The following is a 22,112-nucleotide window of genomic DNA, read 5'->3' as shown; positions in this document are numbered from 1 at the left end:
GCTCCCGTCTGCTGGGTTCAGAGGTACTGACCGGTGTTGGCGACCGTGTCGATCGACCGGCCCGGCTCCGTGCCCTGCTTGCCGGTGATGAGCGTGCGGATGAAGACGATCCGCTCGCCCTTCTTGCCGGAGATGCGGGCCCAGTCGTCGGGGTTGGTGGTGTTCGGCAGGTCCTCGTTCTCCTTGAACTCGTCGACGCAGGCCTGGAGCAGGTGCTGGATCCGCAGACCCTTCTGGTCGTGGTCGAGGAGGTCCTTGATCGCCATCTTCTTCGCACGATCGACGATGTTCTGGATCATCGCGCCGGAGTTGAAGTCCTTGAAGTAGAGGACCTCCTTGTCACCGTTGGCGTAGGTGACCTCGAGAAAGCGGTTCTCCTCGGTCTCGGTGTACATCCGCTCGACGGCCGCCCGGATCATGCCGGCGACGGTCGCGTCCCGGGAGCCACCGAACTCGGCCAGGTCGTCAGCGTGCAGCGGCAGCGACGACACGAGGTACTTGGAGAAGATGTCGCGCGCGGCCTCGGCATCGGGACGTTCGATCTTGATCTTCACGTCGAGCCGACCTGGGCGCAGGATGGCCGGGTCGATCATGTCCTCGCGGTTGGAGGCACCGATGACCAGCACGTTCTCCAGCAGCTCGACGCCGTCGATCTCGCTGAGCAGCTGCGGGACGATGGTGTTCTCCACGTCGGAGCTCACGCCGGATCCACGGGTGCGGAAGAGCGAGTCCATCTCGTCGAAGAAGACGATGACCGGGGTGCCCTCGGAGGCCTTCTCCCGCGCACGCTGGAAGACCAGGCGGATGTGGCGCTCGGTCTCGCCGACGTACTTATTGAGGAGCTCGGGGCCCTTGATGTTGAGGAAGTAGGACTTCCCCTCCTGGCCGGTCTTCTCCGCCACCTTCTTCGCGAGGCTGTTGGCGACCGCCTTCGCGATCAGCGTCTTGCCACAACCCGGAGGGCCGTAGAGGAGCACGCCCTTCGGCGGCTTGAGCTGGTGCTCCTTGAAGAGCTCGGGGTAGAGGTAGGGCAGCTCGACGGCGTCGGTGATCTGGTCGATCTGGGCGGCGAGGCCACCGATATCGGAGTAGTGGATGTCGGGGACCTCTTCGAGGACCAGCTCTTCGACCTCCGACTTGGGCACCTTCTCGTAGACGTAGCCGGAGCGGACGTCGAGCAGCAGCGAGTCACCCGCGCGGAGCTTCTCGTCCTGCAGCGGAGCGCCGATCCGCACGACGCGCTCCTCGTCGGCGTTGGCGATCACGAGGACGCGCTCTCCGTCGGCGAGCACCTCCTTGAGCATGACGACTTCGCCCACCTGCTCGAACGCCATCGCGTCGACGACGTTGAGCGCCTCGTTGAGCATGACCTCCTGGCCACGCTGCAGCGCGGCAGCGTCGACGTTCGGGCTGACGTTCACCCGGAGCTTGCGGCCCCCGGTGAAGACGTCGACGGAGCCGTCGTCGTTGCGCTGGAGGAACGTGCCGAAGCCGGCCGGCGGCTGCGCGAGCCGGTCGACCTCCTCCTTGAGCGTGACGATCTGGTCGCGGGCGTCCCGCAGCGTCTGCGCGAGCCGCTCGTTCTGCGCGGTGACAGCAGCGAGTGACCGCTGTGCCTCCAGGAGCCTCAGGTCCGGGTCGGATGCCGACATGTGCGCCACCTCCTTGCTGCGACATTACCCAGATCCGCGTGAGAGGACAGGGGTTAGCCGCGCCGAGGCAACAACTTCATCGAGCTGTTACGCGTCGCGCTCCTCGAGCGACTGCTCGGTGAGGTCCGCCGGACGGGGGCCGAAGTAGTCGGCACCGTAGGCGCCGGGAGCCGGACGACGGGTCTTGCGCGGGGGCTTCTCCCCCGGCGCCATGCGCCGCGCGGTGCAGAGGAACGCCGTGTGGCCGATCATCTTGTGGTCGGGCCGGACGGCCAGGCCCTCGACGTGCCAGTCACGGTTCAGCGACTCCCACGAGTGCGGCTCGGTGAAGCCGCCGTGGACCCGGACCGTCTCGACGAAGCGCGAGAGCTGCGTGGTGGTGGCGACGTACGCGATCAGGATGCCGCCCGGCGTCAGCGCGTCGGCCGCGGCGTCAACGCACTCCCACGGCGCCAGCATGTCGAGGATGACGCGGTCGGCGCGGAGGCCGGACGCCGGCAGCGCCTCGGCGAGGTCGCCGAGCTGGAGGTGCCACGACGGGTGCTGACCACCGAAGAACTGCGTGACGTTCTGGCGCGCGACGTCGGCGAACTCCTCGCGGCGCTCGAACGAGTGCACCTGCCCGAACGGACCGACGGCACGCAGCAGCGAGCAGGTGAGGGCGCCGGAGCCCACGCCCGCCTCGACCACCACCGCGCCCGGGAAGACGTCGGCCATGGCCACGATCTGTGCGGAGTCCTTGGGGTAGATCACCGCAGCGCCGCGCGGCATCGACACGACGAACTCGCTGAGCAGGGGGCGGAAGACGAGGTACTCGCCGCCGGCGGAGGACCGGACCGTGAAGCCCTCCTCGCGACCGATCAGCTCGTCGTGCTCGAGGTGACCCTTGTTGCTGAAGAACCGCTTGCCCTCGGTCAGCTCGAAGTTGTGCTTGCGACCCTTCGAGTCGATCAGCCGGACCCATTCACCGACACGGAGCGGTCCGCGGTGCACTCCGGACCAGGCCTCCGCGGCCACATCGGCCAGCGGGGCGCTCGTCGTGGCGGGCGTCTCGGGGGTCGTCTCGGTGGCGTCAGGCATGAGGGGAAGCCTATCGGCGCACGCCGGTGCCTTCGCTCAGCGGTGGCGCTCGCGGAACGCTCGGTCGACGTCGGCCGTCGCGAGGACGCCGTAGATGCTGCCTTCGGCATCTACGAGGAGGTACTCGTGGGCGGGCAGGAAGGTGATCGCCCGGATCAGCTCCTCGCCCTTGATGTCCACCGGCAGCGTCATGCCGGGCACCAGGCTGCGCGCGACCGCGGACGCTGGCACCCAGGGGCGACGGTCGTCGGGTGTCGCGTCGACGGCGGCCTCATTGACGATGCCGACGGGGCGCCCGTCGGTATCGACGGTCACGATGCTGCCGGCCTCGGCCTCCTGGGCGCGGCGTACGGCCTCGGCGATGGGTAGGTCCGCGGGGACCGCGAGGGTACGCCGCGCGAGCTGTCGGGCGACCAGCGACGGCAGCGTGCGGCGGAGGCGAGCTCCCTGCATGGCCGCCGTCGCACCGCTCCAGATGAACGCCGCGAGGAGCACCGCGAAGGCCCACGACGTGACGTCGGCCCGCACGTCGTACACGCGCTCCATGACGAGGGGCAGGAGGAGGGTCAGGAGCGCGACGATCCGGCCGGACCAGCCCGCGACGATCGTGCCGCGGACCTCGTTGCGCGTGGCGCCCCAAACCAGGGCCTTGAGGACGCGCCCGCCGTCCAGCGGCAGCCCGGGCAGCAGGTTGAAGACGCCGATGACGAGGTTCGCCCAGGCGAGGGTGCCAATGACCAGCCCGATCAGTCCGCCGGGCAGGACCTGGCCCAGCAGCCACGCGACCAGCGCGACGCCGAGCGAGGCCAACGGCCCCACGATCGACATCACGAACTCCTGGCGGGCGCTGCGCGGCCCACCGTCGACACCCGTGTGCCCACCGAGGAAGTGCAGCGTGATCGACTCGACCGGGTGGCCGTAGCGCCGCGACGACACCGCGTGGGCTGCCTCGTGGACGAGGATCGTGAAGGCGTAGACGACCGCGATGACCAGGCCAGCGACGTACTTCCAGGCGCCGAGGCCGGGCTCGACCTCGTCGACGACCGGAGCCATGAGGAAGGCGATCAACGCCGCGAGCAAGAACCAGGACCGTGTGACGAGGACATCGACACCGAGGAAACGACCCACGCGGAAGTGACCCGGCGGGACCGGAGCGGGAGCCCGGCGGTCGGACTCGCTCGGTGACGGGACGTCATGTGCTGGCACGGCCCGAGGCTAGCGGATCACCGGTGCGGACCGCCGCGGCCAGTGTCGGTGGCCTCGCCTAGATTGCTGGCATGAGCTCGCCCGCTGAAGCCCATTCCACCCCCGTCGACGGGGTCGAGGTGCTCGGCGCGCTCTCCCCCAGCCGGGCCGGCGACTTCATGACCTGTCCGTTGCTGTACCGCTACCGGTCGATCGACAAGCTGCCGGAGGCTCCGTCCCCCGCCGCCGTCCGCGGCACCGTCGTGCACAAGGTGCTGGAGGACCTCTTCGACCTGGATGCCGGGGACCGCACCCCCGAGCGGGCTCAGGAGATGGTCGTCCCCTCGTGGGAGGCGCTGCTCGAGGCGGAGCCGGAGCTTGCCTCGATGTTTGGCGAGGAAGGCCCCGAGGTCGGCGCCTGGCTCGACGAGTGTCGGCGTTCGCTGGAGAAGTACTTCACGCTCGAGGACCCCACGCGCCTGCAGCCGTCCGAGCGTGAGCTGTACGTCGAGACCGTGCTCGACTCGAAGCTGCTGATCCGGGGTTTCATCGACCGGGTCGAGGAGGCACCTGACGGACGGGTGCGGATCTCCGATTACAAGACCGGAAGGAGTCCTGGCGAGTTCTTCGAGGCCAAGGCGCTCTTCCAGATGAAGTTCTACGCGCTCGTCTGGTGGAAGACGCGCGGCGTCATCCCGGCGATGCTGCAGCTGATCTACCTCGGCAACGGCGAGACCGTCAGCTATGCGCCCGACGAGGCAGACCTGCGGTCGCTGGAGCGGAAGGTCAATGCGGTCTTCGGCGCCATCCGCTCGGCGGAGCTGAGCGGCGACTGGCGGCCCAACAAGTCACGGCTCTGCGACTGGTGCTCGTTCCAGGCGCACTGCCCGGAGTTCGGTGGTGAGCTGCTGCCGCTGCCCCTGGTCCGCGAGGCGCTCGCCGCGGCGGGCGACCTCGGCACGGACCTGACCGACGACTGAGGCCGGCTTCCGTCAGCCGGGTCAGCGCAGCGTCAGGACGTCGTCGACCGTCAGGCCTTCGAGCGAGTCCCGGAAGACCCGCCGCTCCCCCGGCGCGACGGGCACGTGGCATTCCACGACGAGCACGGTGCACCCGGCAGCCTCGGCAGACGTGGCACCCGTGTTGGAGTCCTCGATCGCGACGCACTCCTCGGGCGCGAGGCCCAGACCGGCTGCTGCCTTGAGGTACGGCTCGGGATGCGGCTTGCCCTGGCTGACCCGGTCACCGGTGACGATCTCGGCGAAGGCGCCTGCCGGCAGCTGCGTGAGGATCGGGTCGACGAAGCGCTGGTAGCTCATCGTGACGAGTGCACACGGCACACCGGCGTCGAGCAGGTCGTCGAGCAGCTCGCGGGCGCCAGGACGCCACGGCACGGCCTTCTCGACGCGTGCCACGACGCCGTCGAGCAGCAGCTCGACGACCTGCTCCGGCGTGAGCGCTGCGCCCGGCGAGTCCGGCTCGAACATGTGCTGGAGGATGTAGCGACCCGACTCCAGCAGGTCGTTGCCCACGAGGGCGAGGCCGTGCTCGTGCGTCCATCTGCCCCCGTACTGCTCGGCGAGGTCGAACTCCGCCTCCATCCAGTAGGGCTCGGTGTCGACGAGGGTGCCGTCCATGTCCCACAGGACGGCACGGATCCCACCCGGGGTGACGGTGTTCAGGATGACCTCCGAGGCTCTGGGCGAGGACCGACGCGTTCGGGAAGCCTATCGGCGTTACCCGCGCACGGGCTCGCCTGCGGTCGCGCCGACCCGGCGCAGGTGCCGCAACCCTGCGGCGTACGAGGCGAACGCCCGATACTCGAGGTACGGGATCTCGTGCTCCGCGCAGAACGCCCGTACCAGGGGTTGAGCGCGGCGCAGGTTGGCGCGGGGCATGCTCGGGAACAGGTGGTGCTCGATCTGGTAGTTCAGGCCGCCGAGGACGGCGTCCGTAACCGGGCCACCGCGCACGTTGCGGGAGGTCAGCACCTGGCGCAGGAGCGGATCGCGTGCAGTGTCTGCGTCGAGGACCGGCATGCCCTTGTGTCCCGGGGCGAACGAGCAGCCCAGGTAGAGACCCTGGAGGCCTTTCTGGATGACCACGAACGCCACCGCCTGGGGCCAGGTCAGCGTCAGCACCAGGAGCGTCGTGTAGCCGGCGAAGTGCAGGGCCAGCATCGCTGCCTCGCCGGTCCGTCCGCGGAGGCCCCGGCTGAACAGGGAACGGATGCTGGCGACGTGGAGGTTGATGGCCTCGAAGACGAGCAGCGGGAAGAAGAGGAGCGCCTGGTGCCGGGTCCACCACGCCATCGCTCCGCGCCGCCCGGTGGCCTGCACCGGATCCCAGATCAGCGCGCCGGGTCGCACATCGGGGTCGGTGCCGAGGTCGTTCGGGTGCGCATGGTGGGCGTTGTGCTTCGGCACCCACCAGCCGTAGCCGAGGCCGCTGAGCAGGTTGCCCGTCAGCAGGCCGAGGCGACGGCTGGCTGTGGTGTTCCGGGTGATCTGGAGGTGGCCCACGTCGTGGCCGAGGAAGCTGGTGCGGGTGGCGAGCACCGCCATCAGCGGTGCCATCGCGAGCAGCCACCAGGCGTCGCGATGCGTCGCCATCAGGACGACGACTGCGACGGTTGCGGCGACCAGGACCGTGAGGTGCCGGACGAACGCCGCCGGGCGGCGCTGCATCAGCCCGGCCGCCCGCACGCGGCGGGCCAGATCGCCGTACCCGCCCTGGTAGTGGCCGGTCACCGAGGGTCGGTCCTCCCCTGCCGTTGTAGGCAGTCCGAGGAGCTTGTCGGAGGACATGGCCGTCACCTCGCGGCGAGCAGTTCCGCAGCCTCTCCGGCAGCGGTACCTGGTGGGATCACGCCGATCGCCAGGCGTCGTCCAGTCCGCATGACCAGGACCAGCTGATGGGTGTCGTCGCGGGGGAAGGAACCCGTCTTGACCCGCCGTCCGGGCACGGGTGCCGAACGCGGGTGGTCGTCCCAGTCCGGCGGCGAGTAGAGGACGCGGGTGATTTCCCCGGCGGAGGGTGGCCAGAGGGCGAAGAGATGACTCAGCTCGTCCTCGAGCACCCGGCTCTCGGGCCACCAGTCACCGTCGCGCAGCGACGGCTCGACGCGGTCGCGCAGGGTGAGTCGGGAGATGTTGTCAGTGGCCATGATTGCCACCGCCTCACGGGGGTGCTGCGACGCCGCCAACCGGCGGGAGGTGGCGCGTGCAGGTCTACGTCCAGCCTAGGTCGGTCCCCAAGGCACAATGAGGCCGACACGTCCCCGTTGGAAGGAACAAGCGCATGCGCGCCTCGAGCAAGGCCATCGTCCGCGTCAACATCGACGAGGCCTGGCGGATCCTCTCCGACCACGCCGGCATGACCGACTGGGGCCCGGGCGTCACCGCGGTCGTCACCAAGCCGGGCACCACGGAGCCGAACGGCGTCGGTGCGGTCCGCAAGATCACCGCCCCCGGTCCGGCTCCGGCCATCGTCGAGGAGATCACGGCGTTCGACGCGCCCGGTCGCCTCGGCTACAAGGCGCTCGGCGGCGTCCCGTTCGCGGACTACGCGGGCGAGGTCACGCTCGTCGCGACCGAGGCCGGCACCCTGATCACCTGGACCCTCACGGCCCGCCAGCGCGTGCCGTTCGTCGAGCAGAAGGCGCTGAAGGCCCTCTCGCTCGGTCTGCTCCAGGCCTACGTCCGTCGCCTGAAGCGCGCTGCCTGACCCCGTCGCCCTAGCGATACCGATCAGTACGGCCCTTCTCCGCCCCGGATAGGGGCGCTACTGATCGGTATCGCAAGCGCCCGCACCCGGGCGGCCACGGGCCGCTAGCGTGAGAAGCGTGACGACCCCACGCTCGGTCCAGCGCATCTACCTGTTCCTCATGCTGGGCAACACGCTGGCGGCCTCGCTGATCTGGGGCATCAACACGATCTTCCTGCTCGACGCCGGGCTGTCGAACTTCGAGGCCTTCGCCGCGAACGCTGCCTTCACGGCCGGCATGGTGCTCTTCGAGATCCCGACCGGCATCGTCGCGGACACGGTCGGCCGCCGCGCGTCGTACCTCCTGGGGACGGTGACGCTGGCCGTGTCCACGCTCTTCTACGTCGGCCTGTGGCAGGTGCACGGACCGTTCTGGCTGTGGCTGGCGGCGTCGGTGCTGATCGGTCTCGGCTTCACGTTCTTCTCGGGAGCCGTCGAGGCCTGGCTCGTCGACGCGCTCACGAGCACCGGCTTCCAGGGATCGCTGGACAGCGTCTTCGGGCGCGGCCAGATCGTCTCCGGGGCCGGCATGCTGGTCGGCTCGGTCGCCGGTGGCTGGATCGCCCAGCACTCCAGCGTGGGTGTTCCCTATCTGCTCCGCGCAGGGGTGCTGGTGCTGATGTTCGGCTTTGCCGCCGTCGTCATGCGCGACCTCGGCTTCACTCCCGAGCGGCACGGCAGCACCGGCCAGGAGATGGCCCGGCTCGCGCGCCAGACCATCGATCTCGGGTGGAAGGTCCCGCCGATCCGCTGGCTGATGGTGCAGGCGCTCGTGACGGGCGGCGTCGGGCTCTACGCGTTCTACGCGCTCCAGCCCTACCTGCTCGAGCTGTACGGCGACCCGCACGCCTACCAGATCGCCGGCCTCGTCGCAGCTGCCGTCGCCCTGGCACAGATGGTCGGCGGCATGGCCGCAGGACAGGTACGCCGGATTGCCCGGCGCCGTACGTCCGCGCTCATGGCGATCTCGGCCATCGCCGCCGCGGCGATGGTCGCGATCGGGTCCGTCGACTCCTTCGGCGCGGTCCTGGCGCTGACGGGCCTGTGGGGCCTGACCTTCGCGGCGTTCACGCCGGTGCGCCAGAGCTACCTCAACGGGCTGATCCCGTCGAAGCAGCGCGCAACGCTGCTCTCCGCCGACTCGCTGATGAGCTCGGCGGGCGGGGTCTGGGCGCAGCCCGCGCTGGGTCGGGTCGCCGACGTCCGCGGGTACGCCGCGTCGTACCTCGTGTCGGCGGCGATCTCCGCCGTCGCGGTCCCGCTGATCGCGCTGTCACGACGCGCGAACGCCCCGGCGGACTCGTACGAGTCGACCGGGGCGTCCAGCGTTGATCGGTCCTGATCAGTCTTCCGGGTCGTAGGCGAGGTTGGCGGAGAGCCAGCGCTCGGCCTCGGCGAGCGTCCAGCCCTTGCGCTCGGCGTAGTCGGCGACCTGGTCGCGCCCGAGGCGACCGACGACGAAGTACTGCGCGTCCGGGTGGCTGAAGTAGAAGCCCGAGACAGACGCGCCCGGCCACATGGCCATCGACTCGGTCAGCTCGATCCCCGTGGACTCCTCGACATCGAGGAGGTCCCACAGCGTCTGCTTCTCGGTGTGCTCGGGGCACGCCGGGTAGCCGGGAGCCGGACGGATGCCGGCGTACTGCTCCTTGATCAGGCCGACGTTGTCGAGGTGCTCGTCGGGCGCGTAGCCCCAGAACTCCTTGCGGACCCGCTCGTGCATCCGCTCGGCGAACGCCTCGGCGAGACGGTCGGCGAGCGACTCGAGCAGGATCGCGTTGTAGTCGTCGAGCGCGTCCTTGAACTCCTTCACCTTCGCCACCGAGCCGAGGCCCGCCGTGACGGCGAAGGCACCGACGTAGTCCTTGAGGCCGGTCGTCTTCGGGGCGACGAAGTCGGACAGCGCCTTGTTGGCGATGCCCTCGCGGTGCTCACCCTGCTGGCGCAAGTGGTGCAGCACCGTGCGGACCTCGGTCCGGGTGTCGTCGGTGTAGAGCTCGATGTCGTCACCGATGGCATTGGCCGGGAAGAGCCCGATCACGCCGGAGGCGCTGAGCCACTTCTCCTCGATCAGCTGGTCGAGCATCGCCTGCGCGTCGTCGTACAGCTTGCGGGCGGCCGGGCCCGACGCCGGGTTGTTGAGGATGTCGGGGAACGAACCCTTCATCTCCCAGGCGTTGAAGAACGGCTGCCAGTCGATGTACTTGCGCAGCTCCGTGAGGGAGTAGTCCTTGAACGTCTTCACGTACTGCGTCTCGCCCCGGCCGCTGACAGCGAGTCCCGCCACCTGACCGACGTCGTGGCTCTGCTGCACCAGCATGTGCGGCCGCGGCGGGTGGTACGCCGACCAGTCGAGCTCCGGCGCGTTGGCGCGAGCGGCCTCGAGGGTCACCATCGGACGGTCGTTCTTCGACGCGTGGCGCTCACGCAGCGCGTCGTAGTCGGCCTGGATCTCGTCCATGAACTTCGGACGCAGGTCGTCGTTGAGCAGCGTCGCGGCGACGGGCACGGAGCGGGAGGCGTCCTTCACCCAGACCACGGCGCCGTCGTACTTCTTGTCGACCTTGACCGCCGTGTGGGCACGCGAGGTGGTCGCGCCACCGATCAGCAGCGGGATGTCGAAGCCCTGGCGCTGCATCTCGGTCGCGACGGTGACCATCTCGTCGAGCGACGGCGTGATCAGGCCGGAGAGACCGATGATGTCGGCGTCGTGCTCCTTGGCGGCGTCGAGGATCTTCTGCACCGGCACCATCACGCCGAGGTCGATGACCTCGAAGTTGTTGCACTGCAGCACGACCCCGACGATGTTCTTGCCGATGTCGTGGACGTCGCCCTTCACCGTCGCCATGACGATCGTGCCGTTGGTGTCCTTGCCGGTGTTGCCCGACTTCGCCTTCTCCTCCTCGATGAAGGGGATCAGGTACGCGACGGCCTTCTTCATGACGCGGGCCGACTTCACGACCTGCGGAAGGAACATCTTGCCGGCACCGAAGAGGTCGCCGACGACGTTCATGCCGTCCATCAGCGGGCCCTCGATGACCTCGATCGGGCGGCCGCCGGCCTGCTCGATCTCGGCGCGCAGCTCTTCGGTGTCGGCCTCGACGTGCAGGTCGAGACCCTTCACCAGCGCGTGGGTGATCCGCTCGCGGACCGGCAGGGAGCGCCACTCCTCGGCGGCTGCCTCGGCCTGCTCACCGGTGCCGCGGTGGGCCTCGGCCAGCTCGAGCAGGCGCTCGGTGGCCGCCTGGGTGTCCTCGACGCGGTTGAGGACGACGTCCTCGATCGCGTCACGAAGCTCGGGGTCGATCGAGTCGTAGGTGACCAGGGCGCCGGCGTTGACGATGCCCATCGACAGCCCCGCCTTGATGGCGTGGAAGAGGAAGACCGCGTGGATCGCCTCACGCACCGGGTTGTTGCCGCGGAAGGAGAACGAGACGTTCGAGATGCCGCCGGAGATCTGGGCCCCGGGAAGGTTCTCGGTGATCCAGCGCGCGCCCTCGATGAAGTCCACGCCGTAGGTGGCGTGCTCCTCGATGCCCGTGGCGACGGCGAAGACGTTCGGGTCGAAGATGATGTCCTCGGCCGGGAAGCCCTCCTCCTCGACCAGGATCTTGTACGCCCGACCGCAGATCTCCTTGCGCCGCTCGAGGTTGTCGGCCTGGCCGTCCTCGTCGAAGGCCATGACGACCACCGCCGCGCCGTACTTGCGGCACAGGCGGGCCTGCTCGCGGAACTCCTGCTCGCCAGCCTTCATGGAGATCGAGTTGACGATCGCCTTGCCCTGGACGCACTTGAGGCCGGCCTCGATGACCTCCCACTTAGAGGAGTCGACCATGATCGGCACCCGGCTGATGTCGGGCTCCGAGGCGACGAGCTTGAGGAAGCGATCCATCGCGGCGACGCCGTCGATCATGCCCTCGTCCATGTTGACGTCGATGACCTGGGCGCCGGCCTCGACCTGCTGCGCGGCGACCTGGAGCGCGGTGTCGTAGTCGCCGTCCTTGATCAGGTTCCGGAAGCGCGCGGAGCCGGTGATGTTGGTGCGCTCACCGACGTTGACGAAGAGCGAGTCCTTGGTGATGTTGAGCGGCTCCAGGCCCGACAGGCGCATGGCGGGCTCGATGGCCGACGGCACACGCGGCGTGAGGCCCTCGACGGCCTTGCTCATCTCACCGATGTGCTCCGGGGTCGTGCCGCAGCAGCCACCCAGGATGTTGATCAGCTTCGACTCGGCGAACTCCTTCACGACCGCAGCCATCTGCTGGGCGGTCTCGTCGTACTCACCGAAGGCGTTGGGCAGGCCGGCGTTCGGGTAGCAGGAGACGAAGCAGTCGGCGAGGCGCGAGAGCTCGGCGACGTACTGGCGCATCTCGGAGGCGCCGAGCGCGCAGTTGAGGCCGATCGCCAGCGGCTTGACGTGGCGAACGGCGTTCCAGAAGGCCTCGGTGGTCTGACCCGACAGGGTGCGACCGGAGGCGTCGGTGATGGTGCCGGACAGGATGACCGGCCAGCGGCGTCCGCGCTCCTCGAAGAGCGTCTCGACGGCGAAGATCGCCGCCTTCGCGTTGAGGGTGTCGAAGATCGTCTCGATCAGGAGGATGTCCGCGCCGCCGTCGACGAGGCCGTTGGCCTGCTCGAGGTACGCCGCGACCAGCTGGTCGTAGGAGACGTTGCGGGCACCCGGGTCGTTGACGTCCGGCGAGATGCTGGCCGTCTTCGGCGTGGGGCCGAGGGCGCCGGCGACGTAGCGCGGACGCTCCGCCGTGGCGAACTTGTCGCACGCCTCGCGCGCGAGGCGCGCTCCCGCGACGTTCATCTCGTAGGCGAGCGACTCCATCTCGAAGTCGGCCTGGGCGATCGTGGTCGCGCCGAAGGTGTTGGTCTCGACGATGTCCGAGCCGGCCGCGAGGTACTCCTCGTGGATGCCGCGGATCATGTCCGGCTGCGTCAGCACGAGCAGGTCGGAGTTGCCCTTGACGTCGAGGTGGAAGTCCTTGAAACGCTCGCCGCGGTACTCCGCCTCGCCGGGCGTGTGCCGCTGGATCATCGTGCCCATGGCGCCGTCGATGACGAGGATGCGCTCGCCGAGCAGAGCGGTCAGCTCCGCGGTGGCGTCGGGGCGGATGTTCGGCGTGGGGTTCGACACGGGTTCCCTTCCAGATCTGGAAGGCGTCCTTGGGTGTTCAAGCCGAGCGTGGCGGGCGCGTCCTCACGACGGGTCCCGTTGCAACGCCTCTCGGCCGAGGACAACTCTATAGGCTGGCAGGGTGATCGAGATCGCAGACGTCCGAGACCTGGTCGACCCCGTGGTGATTGCTGCCTTTGAGGGGTGGAACGACGCCGCCGACAGCGCGTCGTCCGTCGTCGATCACCTCATGGACGTGTGGAACGCCGAGGTGGTCGGCGCACTCGACCCGGAGGACTTCTACGACTTCCAGATGAACCGGCCCAACATCGAGTCGGGGCCTGACGGGCACCGGCACATCGTCTGGCCGACGACGCAGATCGCGATCGCCTCTCCCCCGGGCCTCGACCGCGACGTCATCCTGATCCGCGGTCTCGAGCCCAACATGCGCTGGCGCCAGTTCTGCGCCGAGGTGCTCGCCACCTGCGACGAGCTCGGCGCCTCGCTCGTGATCACGCTTGCTGCGCTGCTGGCGGACACGCCCCACACGCGGCCGCTGCCGGTGACGGGCTCCGCGACCGAGCCCGAGCTGGTGGACCGGCTGCGTGTCGAGCAGTCGTCGTACGAGGGGCCGACCGGGATCGTCGGCGTCTTCCAGGACGCGTGCGGCAAGCTCGACATCCCGGCGGTCTCGTACTGGGTGGCTGTCCCCCACTACGTCGCCCAGCCTCCGTGTCCCAAGGCCACGCTGGCCCTCGTGCACGAGCTCGAGAACCTGCTTGGATGTGCGATCCCGCTGGCCGACCTCCCCGAGGACGCACGCGCGTGGGAGCGTGGCGTCGACGAGCTCGCCGAGGAGGAAGAGGAGATCGGCGACTACGTCCGGGCGCTGGAGGAGACGCGCGACACCGCGGACCTGCCCGAGGCGTCGGGTGAGGCGATCGCGCGCGAGTTCGAGCGTTACCTCAAGCGCCGCAACAACGAATAGGTCAGACCTTGAGGCCCAGGCCGGCGTCGAGGACGGCGCGGATCTGGTCGGCCGCGTAGATGTCCTTGTGGTCGCCGCCGGTCGTGGCGACGGCCCAGGCGTCGACGGCTGCCACCGCGGCAGGAGCATCGAGGTCGGTCGCCAGCGCAGCGAGGACCTGCTCGACAACCGGACCGGCCGGAGCGCCGACGCCGTGACGCAGCGCCTCACGCCACCGGTCGAGGGTGTCCTCGGCCGTCCAGAGGTTCTGTGCGGTCCACTCCCAGTCCTCGCGGTAGTGGTGCTGCAGGAGGCTGAGCCGGATCGCGGCCGGGTCGACCTCGCTGCGGCGGAGCTCGTTGACGAAGACCAGGTTGCCCTTGGACTTCGACATCTTCTCGCCGTCGTACGCCACCATGCCCGCGTGCACGTAGGCGTGCGCGAACCTCTCACCCTCGGCCACCTGCGCCTCGCCGGCGCACATCTCGTGGTGCGGGAACGAGAGGTCGCTGCCGCCGGCCTGGACGTCGAAGCCGTTGCCCAGGTGCTCCAGGGCAATCGCGGTGCACTCGATGTGCCAGCCGGGGCGACCCTTGCCGAACGGGCTCTCCCAGCTCGGCTCGCCCTCGCGCTCGGCGCGCCACAGGACGCAGTCGAGCGGGTCCTTCTTGCCGGGCCGCTCGGGGTCACCCCCGCGCTCGCCGAAGATCGCCAGCATCTGCTCGCGGTCGAGGCCCGAGACGTCGCCGAAGGCCTTGTCCGAGGCCACCTCGAAGTAGAGGTCGCCCTCGACGTCGTAGACGACGCCCGCGGCCTGGAGCTTCTGGATGAGCGCGATGACCAGCGGGATCGACTCGACCGCGCCGACGTAGTGGTCCGGCGGGAGGACGCGCAGCGCCTCCATGTCCTCGCGGAAGAGCTGGGTCTCGCGGAGGGCGAGCTCCTCCCAGGCGACGTTGACCTTCTCGGCGCGCTCGAGGAGCGGGTCGTCGACGTCGGTGACGTTCTGCACGAAGGTGACCGCGTGGCCCGCGTTGCGCCAGGCGCGGTTGAGCAGGTCCATGCCGATGTACGTCGCGGCGTGGCCCATGTGCGTGGCGTCGTACGGCGTGATGCCACAGACGTACATGCGGGCGCCGCCAGCGGCGGGGCTGGTCTCGACCAGACCGCCCGTGGCGGTGTCGTGGACCCGGACGACGGGTCCCTTGACCTGCAGAGGGGCGATCTCGGGAGCAGACCAGGCGCGCATGCTGGAACTCTAGACGGTCGGTGTGACGCTCACAGCGCAGGCCACGGGATGGCCGGCCAGTCGCCGGTTGGTGCAGGGAACGCACCGGCGGTGAGGAGCGTGGCTGCGCGGGCGAGGAAGGCCTCGACCTCGGCGTCGGCCACCAGCGCGCGGAGGCTGTCATGGAGAGCGCCGTCGTGGAGGACCTGCTCGATCGCGGCGGTCTCATCGACGGTGAGCGGGTCGCCGATCCACCCCCAGAGCACGGTGCGCAGCTTCGGATCGGTGTGGAACGTGACGCCGTGGTCGATGCCGAACCGCGCGTCACCGCGGCTCAGGACGTGCCCGCCCTTGCGATCGGCGTTGTTGACCAGGACGTCGAGGAGCGCGATCCGGCGCAGGGCCGCGGACTCCTCGTGCACGAGCAGCACCGGCCGACCGGTCTCGTCACGCGCTTCGAGGACGACCACCTGGCCGGGCTGCTGCTCGCCCGGCAGCACGACGTCGACCGCGGCGTACGCGTCCTCCTCGATCCATTCCTGGACCATGCCGGGACCGTGTGGACCGTCGCCGAGCCAGGTGCGGGGCACGACGTGCCAGCCGAGCGCCTCGGAGACGGCGTACGTCGCGAGCTCGCGGTGGGCGAGGTGGCCCTGGGGGAAGTCCCACAGCGGTCGCTCCCCCGCGATCGGCTTGTAGACGACCTGCAGGTCGTCGAGGCGACCCAGGAACGTCGCATTGGAGGCGGTGGTGAGCCGGCCCTCGAGGATCAGTTCAGCCACGTCGCTTGAAGCCGTTGGCACGGACGCAGAGGTGCCCCGACGGGTCGATCGGCTCACCGCAGAACGGGCAGTCGGGGCGTCCGGCGCCCACCACCTTCTGGGCGCGGGCCACGAACGCACGCGCCGACGCGGCCGTCAGGCGTACGACGAGCACCTCCCCTACCGCGGGCTCCTCCGTCGCGTCCGGGACGTCTTCGGGAGCCGTGTCGATCGGGTAGACCTCGATCACGATCCGTTCGTCCGGGGTGTCCCACGACAAGGTCATGGTGCCTGCACGGAACTGCTCGTCGATCGGCTGCTCCAGGGGGCCGTCGTCAGCGAGGTCCAGCGGTGCCACCGCAGGGATCAGGCCCGTGGTGCCGCCCTGCTGCATGAGGTCGTCGAGCAGCTCGTCGATGCGCTGCGCCAGCACTGTCACCTGCTGCTTCTCCAGGGCCACGCTCACGACGTTGCGCCCCGCGCGGGCCTGGAGGAAGAACGTGCGCTGTCCGGGCGCGCCGACCGTGCCCGCCACGAACCGCTCGGGCGGGTCGAACGAGTGCATCACCGGATCCATGGCGCCAGCCTAGGACCCGGCGGTCTGCGCGGTGGGCCCCGCTCCTCCGCCGACCTCGGCGTCGTCCGGGTGGGCGACCGGAGCGCGGAGCCAGGCCAGGTCGCCGGCGTGGGTGTTCATCGCCAGAACCGTCGGGCGCACGCTGCCGTAGCGGATGATCGAGACCGACCCCGGGTCCACGTGAATGCGCTGGAAGTGGTCGAAGGGCAGGCCGAGCGCGTCCGCGAGCGCCGCCTTGATCGGGTCGCCGTGGCTCACGGCCACCCAGACGGCACCCGTGCCGTGCTCCGCCTCGACCCCGGCGTCGTGCGTGCGCAGCGCGGTGGCGATGCGTTCTGCCATGTCGCCGAGGCACTCGCCGTCCGGGAACGTGGCCACCGACGGCGTCGCCTGGACCGTCTTCCACAGCGGCTCGTGGAGCAGCTCGGTGATTGCTCGGCCCTGCCAGGCGCCGTACCCGACCTCCTGGAGCGCTTCCTCGATCGTGACCTCGAGACCGGTCGCTGCGGCGATGGGCGCGGCCGTCTGGACGCACCGGTCCAGCGGGCTGACCCTGAGAGAGACCGGGTGCGCGTCCGCGATGCGCTGGGCGACCGCGTCCGCCTGTGCGCGGCCCACGTCGTCGAGGTCCACGCCGGGGGTCCGGCCGGCCAGAACTCCTGAGGTGTTCGCCGTGCTCCGTCCGTGTCGCACGAGGATCACCGTTGCCATGCCGGCGAGCGTACGCTCAGCCCGTGATCGTCGACAGCGCCCTCTACCGCGACGGTGTCCGTGTCCCGCTGGACCGGTCGCTCGATGACCTCACGGCCCTGCGCGACCAGTGCGATGCGGCCAACGAGTTCGTGTGGGTGGGCCTGCACGAGCCGACGAAGGACGAGCTGGCACGCGTCGCCGCGATCTTCGACCTGCATCCGCTCGCCGTCGAGGATGCGCTGCTGGCCCACCAGCGTCCGAAGCTGGAGCGCTACCCCCACTCACTCTTCATGGTCCTCAAGACGCTCTGGTACGTCGACGAGACCGACGCCGTCGAGACCGGCGAGATCAACGTGTTCACGGGCCCGGACTTCGTCGTCACGGTCCGCCACGGCCAGGGCGCGGAGCTGCACAGCGCCCGGGTGATGCTCGAGCAGCACGCCTCGATCCTGAGCCACGGCCCGTCCGCGGTTGCGTACGCCGTGTGCGACCGCGTGGTCGACGAGTACCTCAAGGTCGCCGCGGAGCTGGAGATCGACGTCGACGAGGTCGAGACCTCGGTCTTCTCCGACGAGGAGACCGATGAGACCGAGCGCATCTACATCCTCAAGCGCGAGCTGGCGGAGGTACGCCGCGCCGTACTCCCGCTGAGGGAGCCGATGAACCGCGCAGCCACCGGCATGGTGCCGGGCATGACGCCGGACGCGGCGCCGTACTTCCGCGACGTCGCCGACCACCTCGGACGCGTGGCCGAGTCGATCGACGCCCTGGACTCGCTGCTCTCCTCGGCATTCGAAGCGCAGACCGCGCGCATCTCGCTGCAGCTCGCCAAGGTGTCAGCCCAGCAGAACGAGGACATGCGCAAGATCTCGGCGGGCGCCGCGCTGATCCTGCTGCCGACGCTGATCGCCGGCGTCTATGGCATGAACTTCGACCACATGCCGGAGCTGCACTGGCTTTTCGGCTACCCGATGGCAGTGCTGCTCATGGTCGGCACGTCGTACTACCTGTACCGCCGGTTCAAGCGCTCCGGCTGGCTCTGACGTCCGCTCAGGTGGCGGACATGACGCCGCCGGCGAGCAGCGCCAGCAGGCCGACGCCGAGCACCAGGCGGTAGGGCACGAACGAGACGATCGTGTGCCCGGCGACGAACTTGAGCAGCCACGCGACGGACGCGTAGGCGACCACGAAGGCGACGAGCGTGCCGACGATCATCGGGCCGGCCGCCAGCTCGCGGATCTTCGGGTCGAGCAGCTCCAGCGCGCCGGCCGCGACGAGCGCCGGGATGCCGAGGAAGAAGCTGAGGCGCGTGGCGGTGACGCGGTCGAGACCGCGGAACAGACCGGCGGAGATCGTGGCACCCGAACGCGAGACACCGGGGATCAGGGCCACGCACTGCATCGCTCCGATGACCAGGGCGTCCTTGAGCGTCACCTTCTTCTCGCCGCGCTCCTGCGTCGCACCACGCTCGGCGAACCACATCACCGCGCTCCAGAGGATGAGGGCCGCGCCGACGACCCAGAGCGACCGGAGGGGCCCCTCGATCAGCGGCTTCGCAGCCAGGCCCACCACGGCGATCGGCAGCGAGCCGGCGATGATGTACCAGCCCATGCGGTGGTCGAGCGTGCCCCGCTTGGCGGGGTTGACGATGCCGCCGACCCACCCCGTCGCGATGGCGACGATGTCCTTGAAGAAGTAGACGAGGACCGCTGCGATCGCACCGACCTGGATCACCGCGGTGTACGCCGTGATGGCCTTGTCGTCGATGGGCAGGCCCAGCGCCTTCTCGGCAATCGTCAGGTGTCCGGTGCTGGAGACCGGGAGGAACTCGGTGAGTCCCTCGACGATTCCGAGGATGACCGCGTCGAAGTAGTTCAGCACGGGCGGGAGCCTACGGGTGGATCCATGACGGAACCATGACGACACCCGCCACGACGACGATCGCCAGCGCCACGCTGCCGAGCAGGCACCGCCAGATCGAGGGTCCGTCGCCCCGCGCCGGCGCCGGATCCGCTGCCACGAACGCCCGCAGCAGCCGGCGCCGCTCCCACGCGTCGGCCTCGGCCCGGTCTCGCATCGTCGCCATGCGTCCGACCGTACGGCGCACGGCGGCGTGGCGCGCGCGGGCGCGTGTGTCCCTGTGGATACCGTTTGCGCATGCAGCAGCGCACGTTGGGCTCCACCGGGCTCCAGGTCTCCAGCCTCGGCCTCGGCACGCTCACGTGGGGCCGTGACACCGACGAGTACGAGGCGCGCGAGCAGCTCACGTCGTTCGTCGCCGCCGGTGGCACGCTGCTCGACACGGCTGCCGGCTACGGCGACGGTGCCTCGGAGGAGCTGATCGGCTCGCTGCTCGGCGACGCCGTGGCCCGCGACGACGTCGTCATCGCCACGAAGGCGGGCATCTCGCGCCGCCGCGGCGAGCGCGAGACCAACGTCTCCCGCGGTCGTTTGATCGCCGAGCTCGACGGTTCGCTGCGCCGCCTCGGTGTCGACCACGTCGACCTGTGGCAGGTCCACACCTGGGTGGACGAGACTCCGCTCGAGGAGACGCTCTCGGCGCTCGACTACGCGGTCACGACCGGCCGCGCGTCGTACGTCGGTGTCTCCAACTACACCGGATGGCAGACCGCGCAGGCCGCGACCTGGCAGCGCGCCGTGCCGGGACGGGCGACGCTCGCCTCGACGCAGGTCGAGTACTCCCTGCTCAACCGTTCGATCGAGGCGGAGATCCTGCCCGCGACGCAGGCCCTCGGGCTCGGCATCCTGCCCTGGTCGCCGCTGGGTCGTGGCGTGCTGACCGGCAAGTACCGCACCGGCACGCCTGCCGACTCGCGCGCGGCGTCCTCACACTTCGCCGGCTTCGTCGGCGTTTATCTCAACGAGCGCTCGCAGCGCATCGTCGAGGCCGTGTGCCGCGCCGCCGATGGCCTGGGCTGGACGCCGCTCGAGGTGGCGCTCGTCTGGGTGCGCGACCGGCCCGGCGTCGCCGCCCCTCTTGTCGGTGCCCGCACCGCCGCCCAGCTCAAGGGCGCACTCGGCATCGGCGAGCTCGAGCTCCCGCCCGCGATCACCGAAGCACTGGACGACGTCTCAGGAGACTGAATTGACTGCACCCGCGCGCAAGGCACACCGGCCCGGACTCGAATGGGAGTTCAACCAGTTCATCCTGCCGCGCGACGTCAGTCGGTCGTTCGTCACGCGCTACCTGGTCGATCTCGCCGAGACCGGCGGCTGGGAGTTGTCGCGTCTCTGCATCGGCAACGACGGGGTGCGCCGGATCGTCGTACGCCGCAAGATCATCCGGCAGCAGCGGCAGACCTACTTCATGCCGATCTGACCTTCCTGCCACGCTGCGCGCGGGCGGTGTCGGTGGTCTGGCCTAGGGTCACTGCCGTGAGCCGACGATGAGCAAGAACGATGCCCTGCGCGCCCTCCGAGAGGCGCGGTATGCCGCCAACAGCGCCCGGGTGAGCACGCCACCCCGACCTGTTGCGGGCGCCGCGCAGCCAGCGAAGCGGGCCGCGCCCGCTGCGGCCGCGAAGCCGGCGAGTGCTCCGCCCATGGCGTCTGAGGAGTCCTGCGGGCACCGCAACATGAGCGGTCGCACGTGCACGCGCGAGCGTGGGCACGCGGCCAAGAGCCACCGCTACAACTGAGCGGCCCCGTGCAGGTCAGGCCTGCTCGAGGAACCGGTCGAAGACCCGGGCTCCGAACTCCAGCCCGTCGACGGGCACCCGCTCGTCGACGCCGTGGAAGAGCGCGGTGAAGTCCAGGTCGGCCGGCAGCTTCAGCGGAGCGAAGCCGTAGCAGCGCATCCCGAGCTTGCCGAAGTGCTTGGCGTCCGTGCCGCCGCTCATCAGGTACGGCGCGACGAGTGCCTCGGGGTCCTCGGCCAGCAGGGACCGCTCCATCGCGCGCACCAGCGCCCCGTCGTACGACGTCTCCCAGGGTTGCTGGTGCGAGACGAAGTCGAAGGCGATGTCAGGTCCCGCCAGCTGGTGCACGGTGGCGAAGAACTCGTCCTCGTAGCCGGGAAGGAACCGGCCGTCGATGTGCGCGGTGGCCTCGCCGGGGACGACGTTGACCTTGTAGCCGGCGTCGAGCATCGTCGGGTTGGCGGTGTTGCGGATGACCGCGCCGAGCATGCGCGCCGCTCCCCCGAACTCCTCGACCAGCGCCTCGGCGTTGTCCGGCGTGGCCTGCACACCCGCCAGCGCTCCGACCGACGCGAGCAGCACCTCCATCGTCGGGGTGAGGCGCACGGGCCAGTCGTAGGAACCGATCCGGGCAACCGCACCAGCGAGCGTGGTGACCGCGTTGTCGTGGTTGATCATCGAGCCGTGGCCGGCCCGGCCCTTGGCGGTGAGCCGCATCCAGGCCATGCCCTTCTCGGCTGCCTCGATGAGGTACATCCGCTGACCGCGGACGGTCGTCGAGAATCCGCCCACCTCGCCGACGGCCTCTGTGCAGTCGGCCACCAGATCCGGGTGCTCCTCGACCAGCCACTGGGCCCCGAGGTGGCCACCTGCCTCCTCGTCCGCCGTCAGCGCGAGCACGATCGGGCGGTCAGGCAGCCGGCCGGCACGCGCACGGGCGCGGATGACGGAGAGCGCCATCGCGTCGAAGTCCTTCATGTCGACCGCGCCCCGGCCCCACAGGTAGCCGTCCTGGATCTCGCCGCTGAGCGGGTGCACCGACCAGTCGTCGGCTGCAGCGGGTACGACGTCGAGGTGGCCGTGGACCAGCAGCGGGTCTCCGGCGCCCGACCCGATGCGGGCGACCAGCGTCGTACGGCCGGGGCGGGACTCGATCAGCGTCGACTCGATCCCGACCTCGTCGAGCAGGCCGGCGACGTGCTCGGCGGCCTTGCGCTCCCCCGGCCCTTGATCGGTGCCGTCGTTGGTGGAGTCGATCCGGATCAGGTCACGACAGATGTCGACGACCTCTGCGGCCGGGTCGTACGCCGGGGGCTGGGTCTGCTCGGGCATGCCGTCATCCTGACACGGCAGCGAAAGCCGGATCGTGACAGTTTCGCTCGGGCTGACACTTCGGAAATGTCAGAGCCGGCCAAACTGT

Annotated in this window: 22 protein-coding genes; 8 read left to right on the top strand and 14 right to left on the bottom strand. The window is 69.7% G+C overall.

Features of this window, described 5'->3' with window-relative positions; genetic code table 11:
• Positions 1-17: 17 nt before the first annotated feature.
• From arc to EPD65_RS10850, 3 genes are all read right to left on the bottom strand, one after another.
• Positions 18-1,652 (bottom strand): proteasome ATPase, encoded by a 1,635-nt coding sequence (gene arc / locus EPD65_RS10860; protein WP_131584034.1) that lies wholly within the window; start codon positions 1,650-1,652, stop codon positions 18-20.
• A gap of 87 nt (positions 1,653-1,739) precedes the next feature.
• The gene (locus EPD65_RS10855) at positions 1,740-2,732 is read right to left on the bottom strand and encodes a tRNA (adenine-N1)-methyltransferase (RefSeq protein ID WP_131584032.1); all 993 of its coding nucleotides are present in this window, start codon (positions 2,730-2,732) and stop codon (positions 1,740-1,742) included.
• Between the two features lie 36 nt (positions 2,733-2,768).
• Positions 2,769-3,938: a site-2 protease family protein gene (locus tag EPD65_RS10850; protein ID WP_131584030.1), complete on the bottom strand. Its 1,170-nt coding sequence runs from the start codon at positions 3,936-3,938 to the stop codon at positions 2,769-2,771.
• 71 nt (positions 3,939-4,009) lie between these two features.
• On the opposite strand from EPD65_RS10850, the gene EPD65_RS10845 reads away from it, so the two are divergent.
• Positions 4,010-4,897: a RecB family exonuclease gene (locus EPD65_RS10845; protein WP_131584028.1), complete on the top strand. Its 888-nt coding sequence runs from the start codon at positions 4,010-4,012 to the stop codon at positions 4,895-4,897.
• Positions 4,898-4,918: 21 nt separating this feature from the next.
• On the opposite strand, the gene EPD65_RS10840 is transcribed toward EPD65_RS10845, so the two are convergent.
• From EPD65_RS10840 to EPD65_RS10830, 3 genes are all read right to left on the bottom strand, one after another.
• The gene (locus tag EPD65_RS10840; RefSeq protein WP_279387565.1) at positions 4,919-5,575 is read right to left on the bottom strand and encodes an HAD family hydrolase; all 657 of its coding nucleotides are present in this window, start codon (positions 5,573-5,575) and stop codon (positions 4,919-4,921) included.
• Between the two features lie 78 nt (positions 5,576-5,653).
• On the bottom strand, positions 5,654-6,724 hold the full coding sequence (locus tag EPD65_RS10835; RefSeq protein WP_131584024.1) for an acyl-CoA desaturase: 1,071 nt from the start codon (positions 6,722-6,724) through the stop codon (positions 5,654-5,656).
• 5 nt (positions 6,725-6,729) lie between these two features.
• Entirely contained in the window at positions 6,730-7,083 is a 354-nt protein-coding gene (locus EPD65_RS10830; RefSeq protein ID WP_131584022.1) for a DUF5994 family protein, read from the bottom strand.
• Positions 7,084-7,217: 134 nt separating this feature from the next.
• Here EPD65_RS10830 and EPD65_RS10825 point away from each other — a divergent pair, with 134 nt between their 5' ends.
• Entirely contained in the window at positions 7,218-7,643 is a 426-nt protein-coding gene (locus EPD65_RS10825) for an SRPBCC family protein (RefSeq protein WP_131584020.1), read from the top strand.
• 118 nt (positions 7,644-7,761) lie between these two features.
• Positions 7,762-9,024 carry an MFS transporter gene (locus EPD65_RS10820; protein WP_207891512.1) on the top strand — a complete coding sequence of 421 codons (1,263 nt, stop codon included), beginning with the start codon at positions 7,762-7,764 and terminating at the stop codon, positions 9,022-9,024.
• On the opposite strand, the gene metH is transcribed toward EPD65_RS10820, so the two are convergent.
• Positions 9,025-12,828: a methionine synthase gene (gene metH, locus EPD65_RS10815; RefSeq protein WP_131584018.1), complete on the bottom strand. Its 3,804-nt coding sequence runs from the start codon at positions 12,826-12,828 to the stop codon at positions 9,025-9,027.
• A gap of 121 nt (positions 12,829-12,949) precedes the next feature.
• Between metH and EPD65_RS10810 the strand changes: the two genes are divergently transcribed.
• On the top strand, positions 12,950-13,795 hold the full coding sequence (locus EPD65_RS10810; protein ID WP_131584016.1) for a PAC2 family protein: 846 nt from the start codon (positions 12,950-12,952) through the stop codon (positions 13,793-13,795).
• A 1-nt stretch (position 13,796) separates the two neighbouring features.
• Here the strand turns inward: EPD65_RS10810 and mshC are convergent, their stop codons facing one another.
• Genes mshC through EPD65_RS10790 form a run of 4 tightly spaced genes read right to left on the bottom strand, consistent with a single transcriptional unit; the run spans position 13,797 to position 17,051 of the window.
• Positions 13,797-15,023: a cysteine--1-D-myo-inosityl 2-amino-2-deoxy-alpha-D-glucopyranoside ligase gene (gene mshC, locus EPD65_RS10805; RefSeq protein WP_131584014.1), complete on the bottom strand. Its 1,227-nt coding sequence runs from the start codon at positions 15,021-15,023 to the stop codon at positions 13,797-13,799.
• A 29-nt stretch (positions 15,024-15,052) separates the two neighbouring features.
• Positions 15,053-15,784 (bottom strand): SCO1664 family protein, encoded by a 732-nt coding sequence (locus tag EPD65_RS10800; RefSeq protein WP_243640550.1) that lies wholly within the window; start codon positions 15,782-15,784, stop codon positions 15,053-15,055.
• Positions 15,777-16,340, bottom strand: a complete 564-nt coding sequence (locus EPD65_RS10795; protein ID WP_131584010.1) for a DUF3090 domain-containing protein — start codon at positions 16,338-16,340, stop codon at positions 15,777-15,779. The genes EPD65_RS10800 and EPD65_RS10795 overlap by 8 nt, the downstream gene beginning before the upstream one ends.
• A 9-nt stretch (positions 16,341-16,349) precedes the next feature.
• Complete coding sequence (locus EPD65_RS10790) at positions 16,350-17,051, bottom strand: MSMEG_4193 family putative phosphomutase (RefSeq protein ID WP_131584008.1); 702 nt, start codon at positions 17,049-17,051, stop codon at positions 16,350-16,352.
• A gap of 23 nt (positions 17,052-17,074) precedes the next feature.
• Here EPD65_RS10790 and EPD65_RS10785 point away from each other — a divergent pair, with 23 nt between their 5' ends.
• Positions 17,075-18,076: a magnesium and cobalt transport protein CorA gene (locus EPD65_RS10785; RefSeq protein ID WP_131584006.1), complete on the top strand. Its 1,002-nt coding sequence runs from the start codon at positions 17,075-17,077 to the stop codon at positions 18,074-18,076.
• A 7-nt stretch (positions 18,077-18,083) separates the two neighbouring features.
• On the opposite strand, the gene EPD65_RS10780 is transcribed toward EPD65_RS10785, so the two are convergent.
• Complete coding sequence (locus EPD65_RS10780; RefSeq protein ID WP_131584185.1) at positions 18,084-18,911, bottom strand: undecaprenyl-diphosphate phosphatase; 828 nt, start codon at positions 18,909-18,911, stop codon at positions 18,084-18,086.
• A 13-nt stretch (positions 18,912-18,924) separates the two neighbouring features.
• Entirely contained in the window at positions 18,925-19,119 is a 195-nt protein-coding gene (locus EPD65_RS10775; protein WP_131584004.1) for a hypothetical protein, read from the bottom strand.
• 71 nt (positions 19,120-19,190) lie between these two features.
• Here EPD65_RS10775 and EPD65_RS10770 point away from each other — a divergent pair, with 71 nt between their 5' ends.
• The 3 genes from EPD65_RS10770 to EPD65_RS10760 all read left to right on the top strand — a co-directional run bounded on the left by EPD65_RS10770 (position 19,191) and on the right by EPD65_RS10760 (position 20,692).
• Positions 19,191-20,138 (top strand): aldo/keto reductase, encoded by a 948-nt coding sequence (locus EPD65_RS10770; protein WP_131584002.1) that lies wholly within the window; start codon positions 19,191-19,193, stop codon positions 20,136-20,138.
• A 1-nt stretch (position 20,139) separates the two neighbouring features.
• Entirely contained in the window at positions 20,140-20,373 is a 234-nt protein-coding gene (locus tag EPD65_RS10765; RefSeq protein WP_131584000.1) for a DUF5703 family protein, read from the top strand.
• A gap of 67 nt (positions 20,374-20,440) precedes the next feature.
• Positions 20,441-20,692 (top strand): hypothetical protein, encoded by a 252-nt coding sequence (locus tag EPD65_RS10760; protein WP_131583998.1) that lies wholly within the window; start codon positions 20,441-20,443, stop codon positions 20,690-20,692.
• 15 nt (positions 20,693-20,707) lie between these two features.
• Here the strand turns inward: EPD65_RS10760 and EPD65_RS10755 are convergent, their stop codons facing one another.
• Positions 20,708-22,024: a M20/M25/M40 family metallo-hydrolase gene (locus tag EPD65_RS10755; RefSeq protein ID WP_131583996.1), complete on the bottom strand. Its 1,317-nt coding sequence runs from the start codon at positions 22,022-22,024 to the stop codon at positions 20,708-20,710.
• Between the last annotated feature and the right edge of the window lie 88 nt (positions 22,025-22,112).

This window comes from Nocardioides jejuensis (assembly GCF_004337475.1).
GTDB lineage: Bacteria > Actinomycetota > Actinomycetes > Propionibacteriales > Nocardioidaceae > Nocardioides > Nocardioides jejuensis.
This window is presented reverse-complemented; position numbering and strand designations above follow the sequence as displayed.

Excerpts from the sequence above, each read along its gene's own strand:
- arc (WP_131584034.1), bottom strand. The coding sequence starts at position 1,652 with ATGTCGGCATCCGACCCGGACCTGAGGCTCCTGGAGGCACAGCGGTCA.
- EPD65_RS10855 (WP_131584032.1), bottom strand. The coding sequence starts at position 2,732 with ATGCCTGACGCCACCGAGACGACCCCCGAGACGCCCGCCACGACGAGC.
- EPD65_RS10845 (WP_131584028.1), top strand. The coding sequence starts at position 4,010 with ATGAGCTCGCCCGCTGAAGCCCATTCCACCCCCGTCGACGGGGTCGAG.
- EPD65_RS10835 (WP_131584024.1), bottom strand. The coding sequence starts at position 6,724 with ATGTCCTCCGACAAGCTCCTCGGACTGCCTACAACGGCAGGGGAGGAC.
- EPD65_RS10830 (WP_131584022.1), bottom strand. The coding sequence starts at position 7,083 with ATGGCCACTGACAACATCTCCCGACTCACCCTGCGCGACCGCGTCGAG.
- EPD65_RS10825 (WP_131584020.1), top strand. The coding sequence starts at position 7,218 with ATGCGCGCCTCGAGCAAGGCCATCGTCCGCGTCAACATCGACGAGGCC.
- mshC (WP_131584014.1), bottom strand. The coding sequence starts at position 15,023 with ATGCGCGCCTGGTCTGCTCCCGAGATCGCCCCTCTGCAGGTCAAGGGA.
- EPD65_RS10795 (WP_131584010.1), bottom strand. The coding sequence starts at position 16,340 with ATGGATCCGGTGATGCACTCGTTCGACCCGCCCGAGCGGTTCGTGGCG.
- EPD65_RS10790 (WP_131584008.1), bottom strand. The coding sequence starts at position 17,051 with ATGGCAACGGTGATCCTCGTGCGACACGGACGGAGCACGGCGAACACC.
- EPD65_RS10775 (WP_131584004.1), bottom strand. The coding sequence starts at position 19,119 with ATGGCGACGATGCGAGACCGGGCCGAGGCCGACGCGTGGGAGCGGCGC.
- EPD65_RS10770 (WP_131584002.1), top strand. The coding sequence starts at position 19,191 with ATGCAGCAGCGCACGTTGGGCTCCACCGGGCTCCAGGTCTCCAGCCTC.
- EPD65_RS10760 (WP_131583998.1), top strand. The coding sequence starts at position 20,441 with ATGAGCAAGAACGATGCCCTGCGCGCCCTCCGAGAGGCGCGGTATGCC.
- EPD65_RS10755 (WP_131583996.1), bottom strand. The coding sequence starts at position 22,024 with ATGCCCGAGCAGACCCAGCCCCCGGCGTACGACCCGGCCGCAGAGGTC.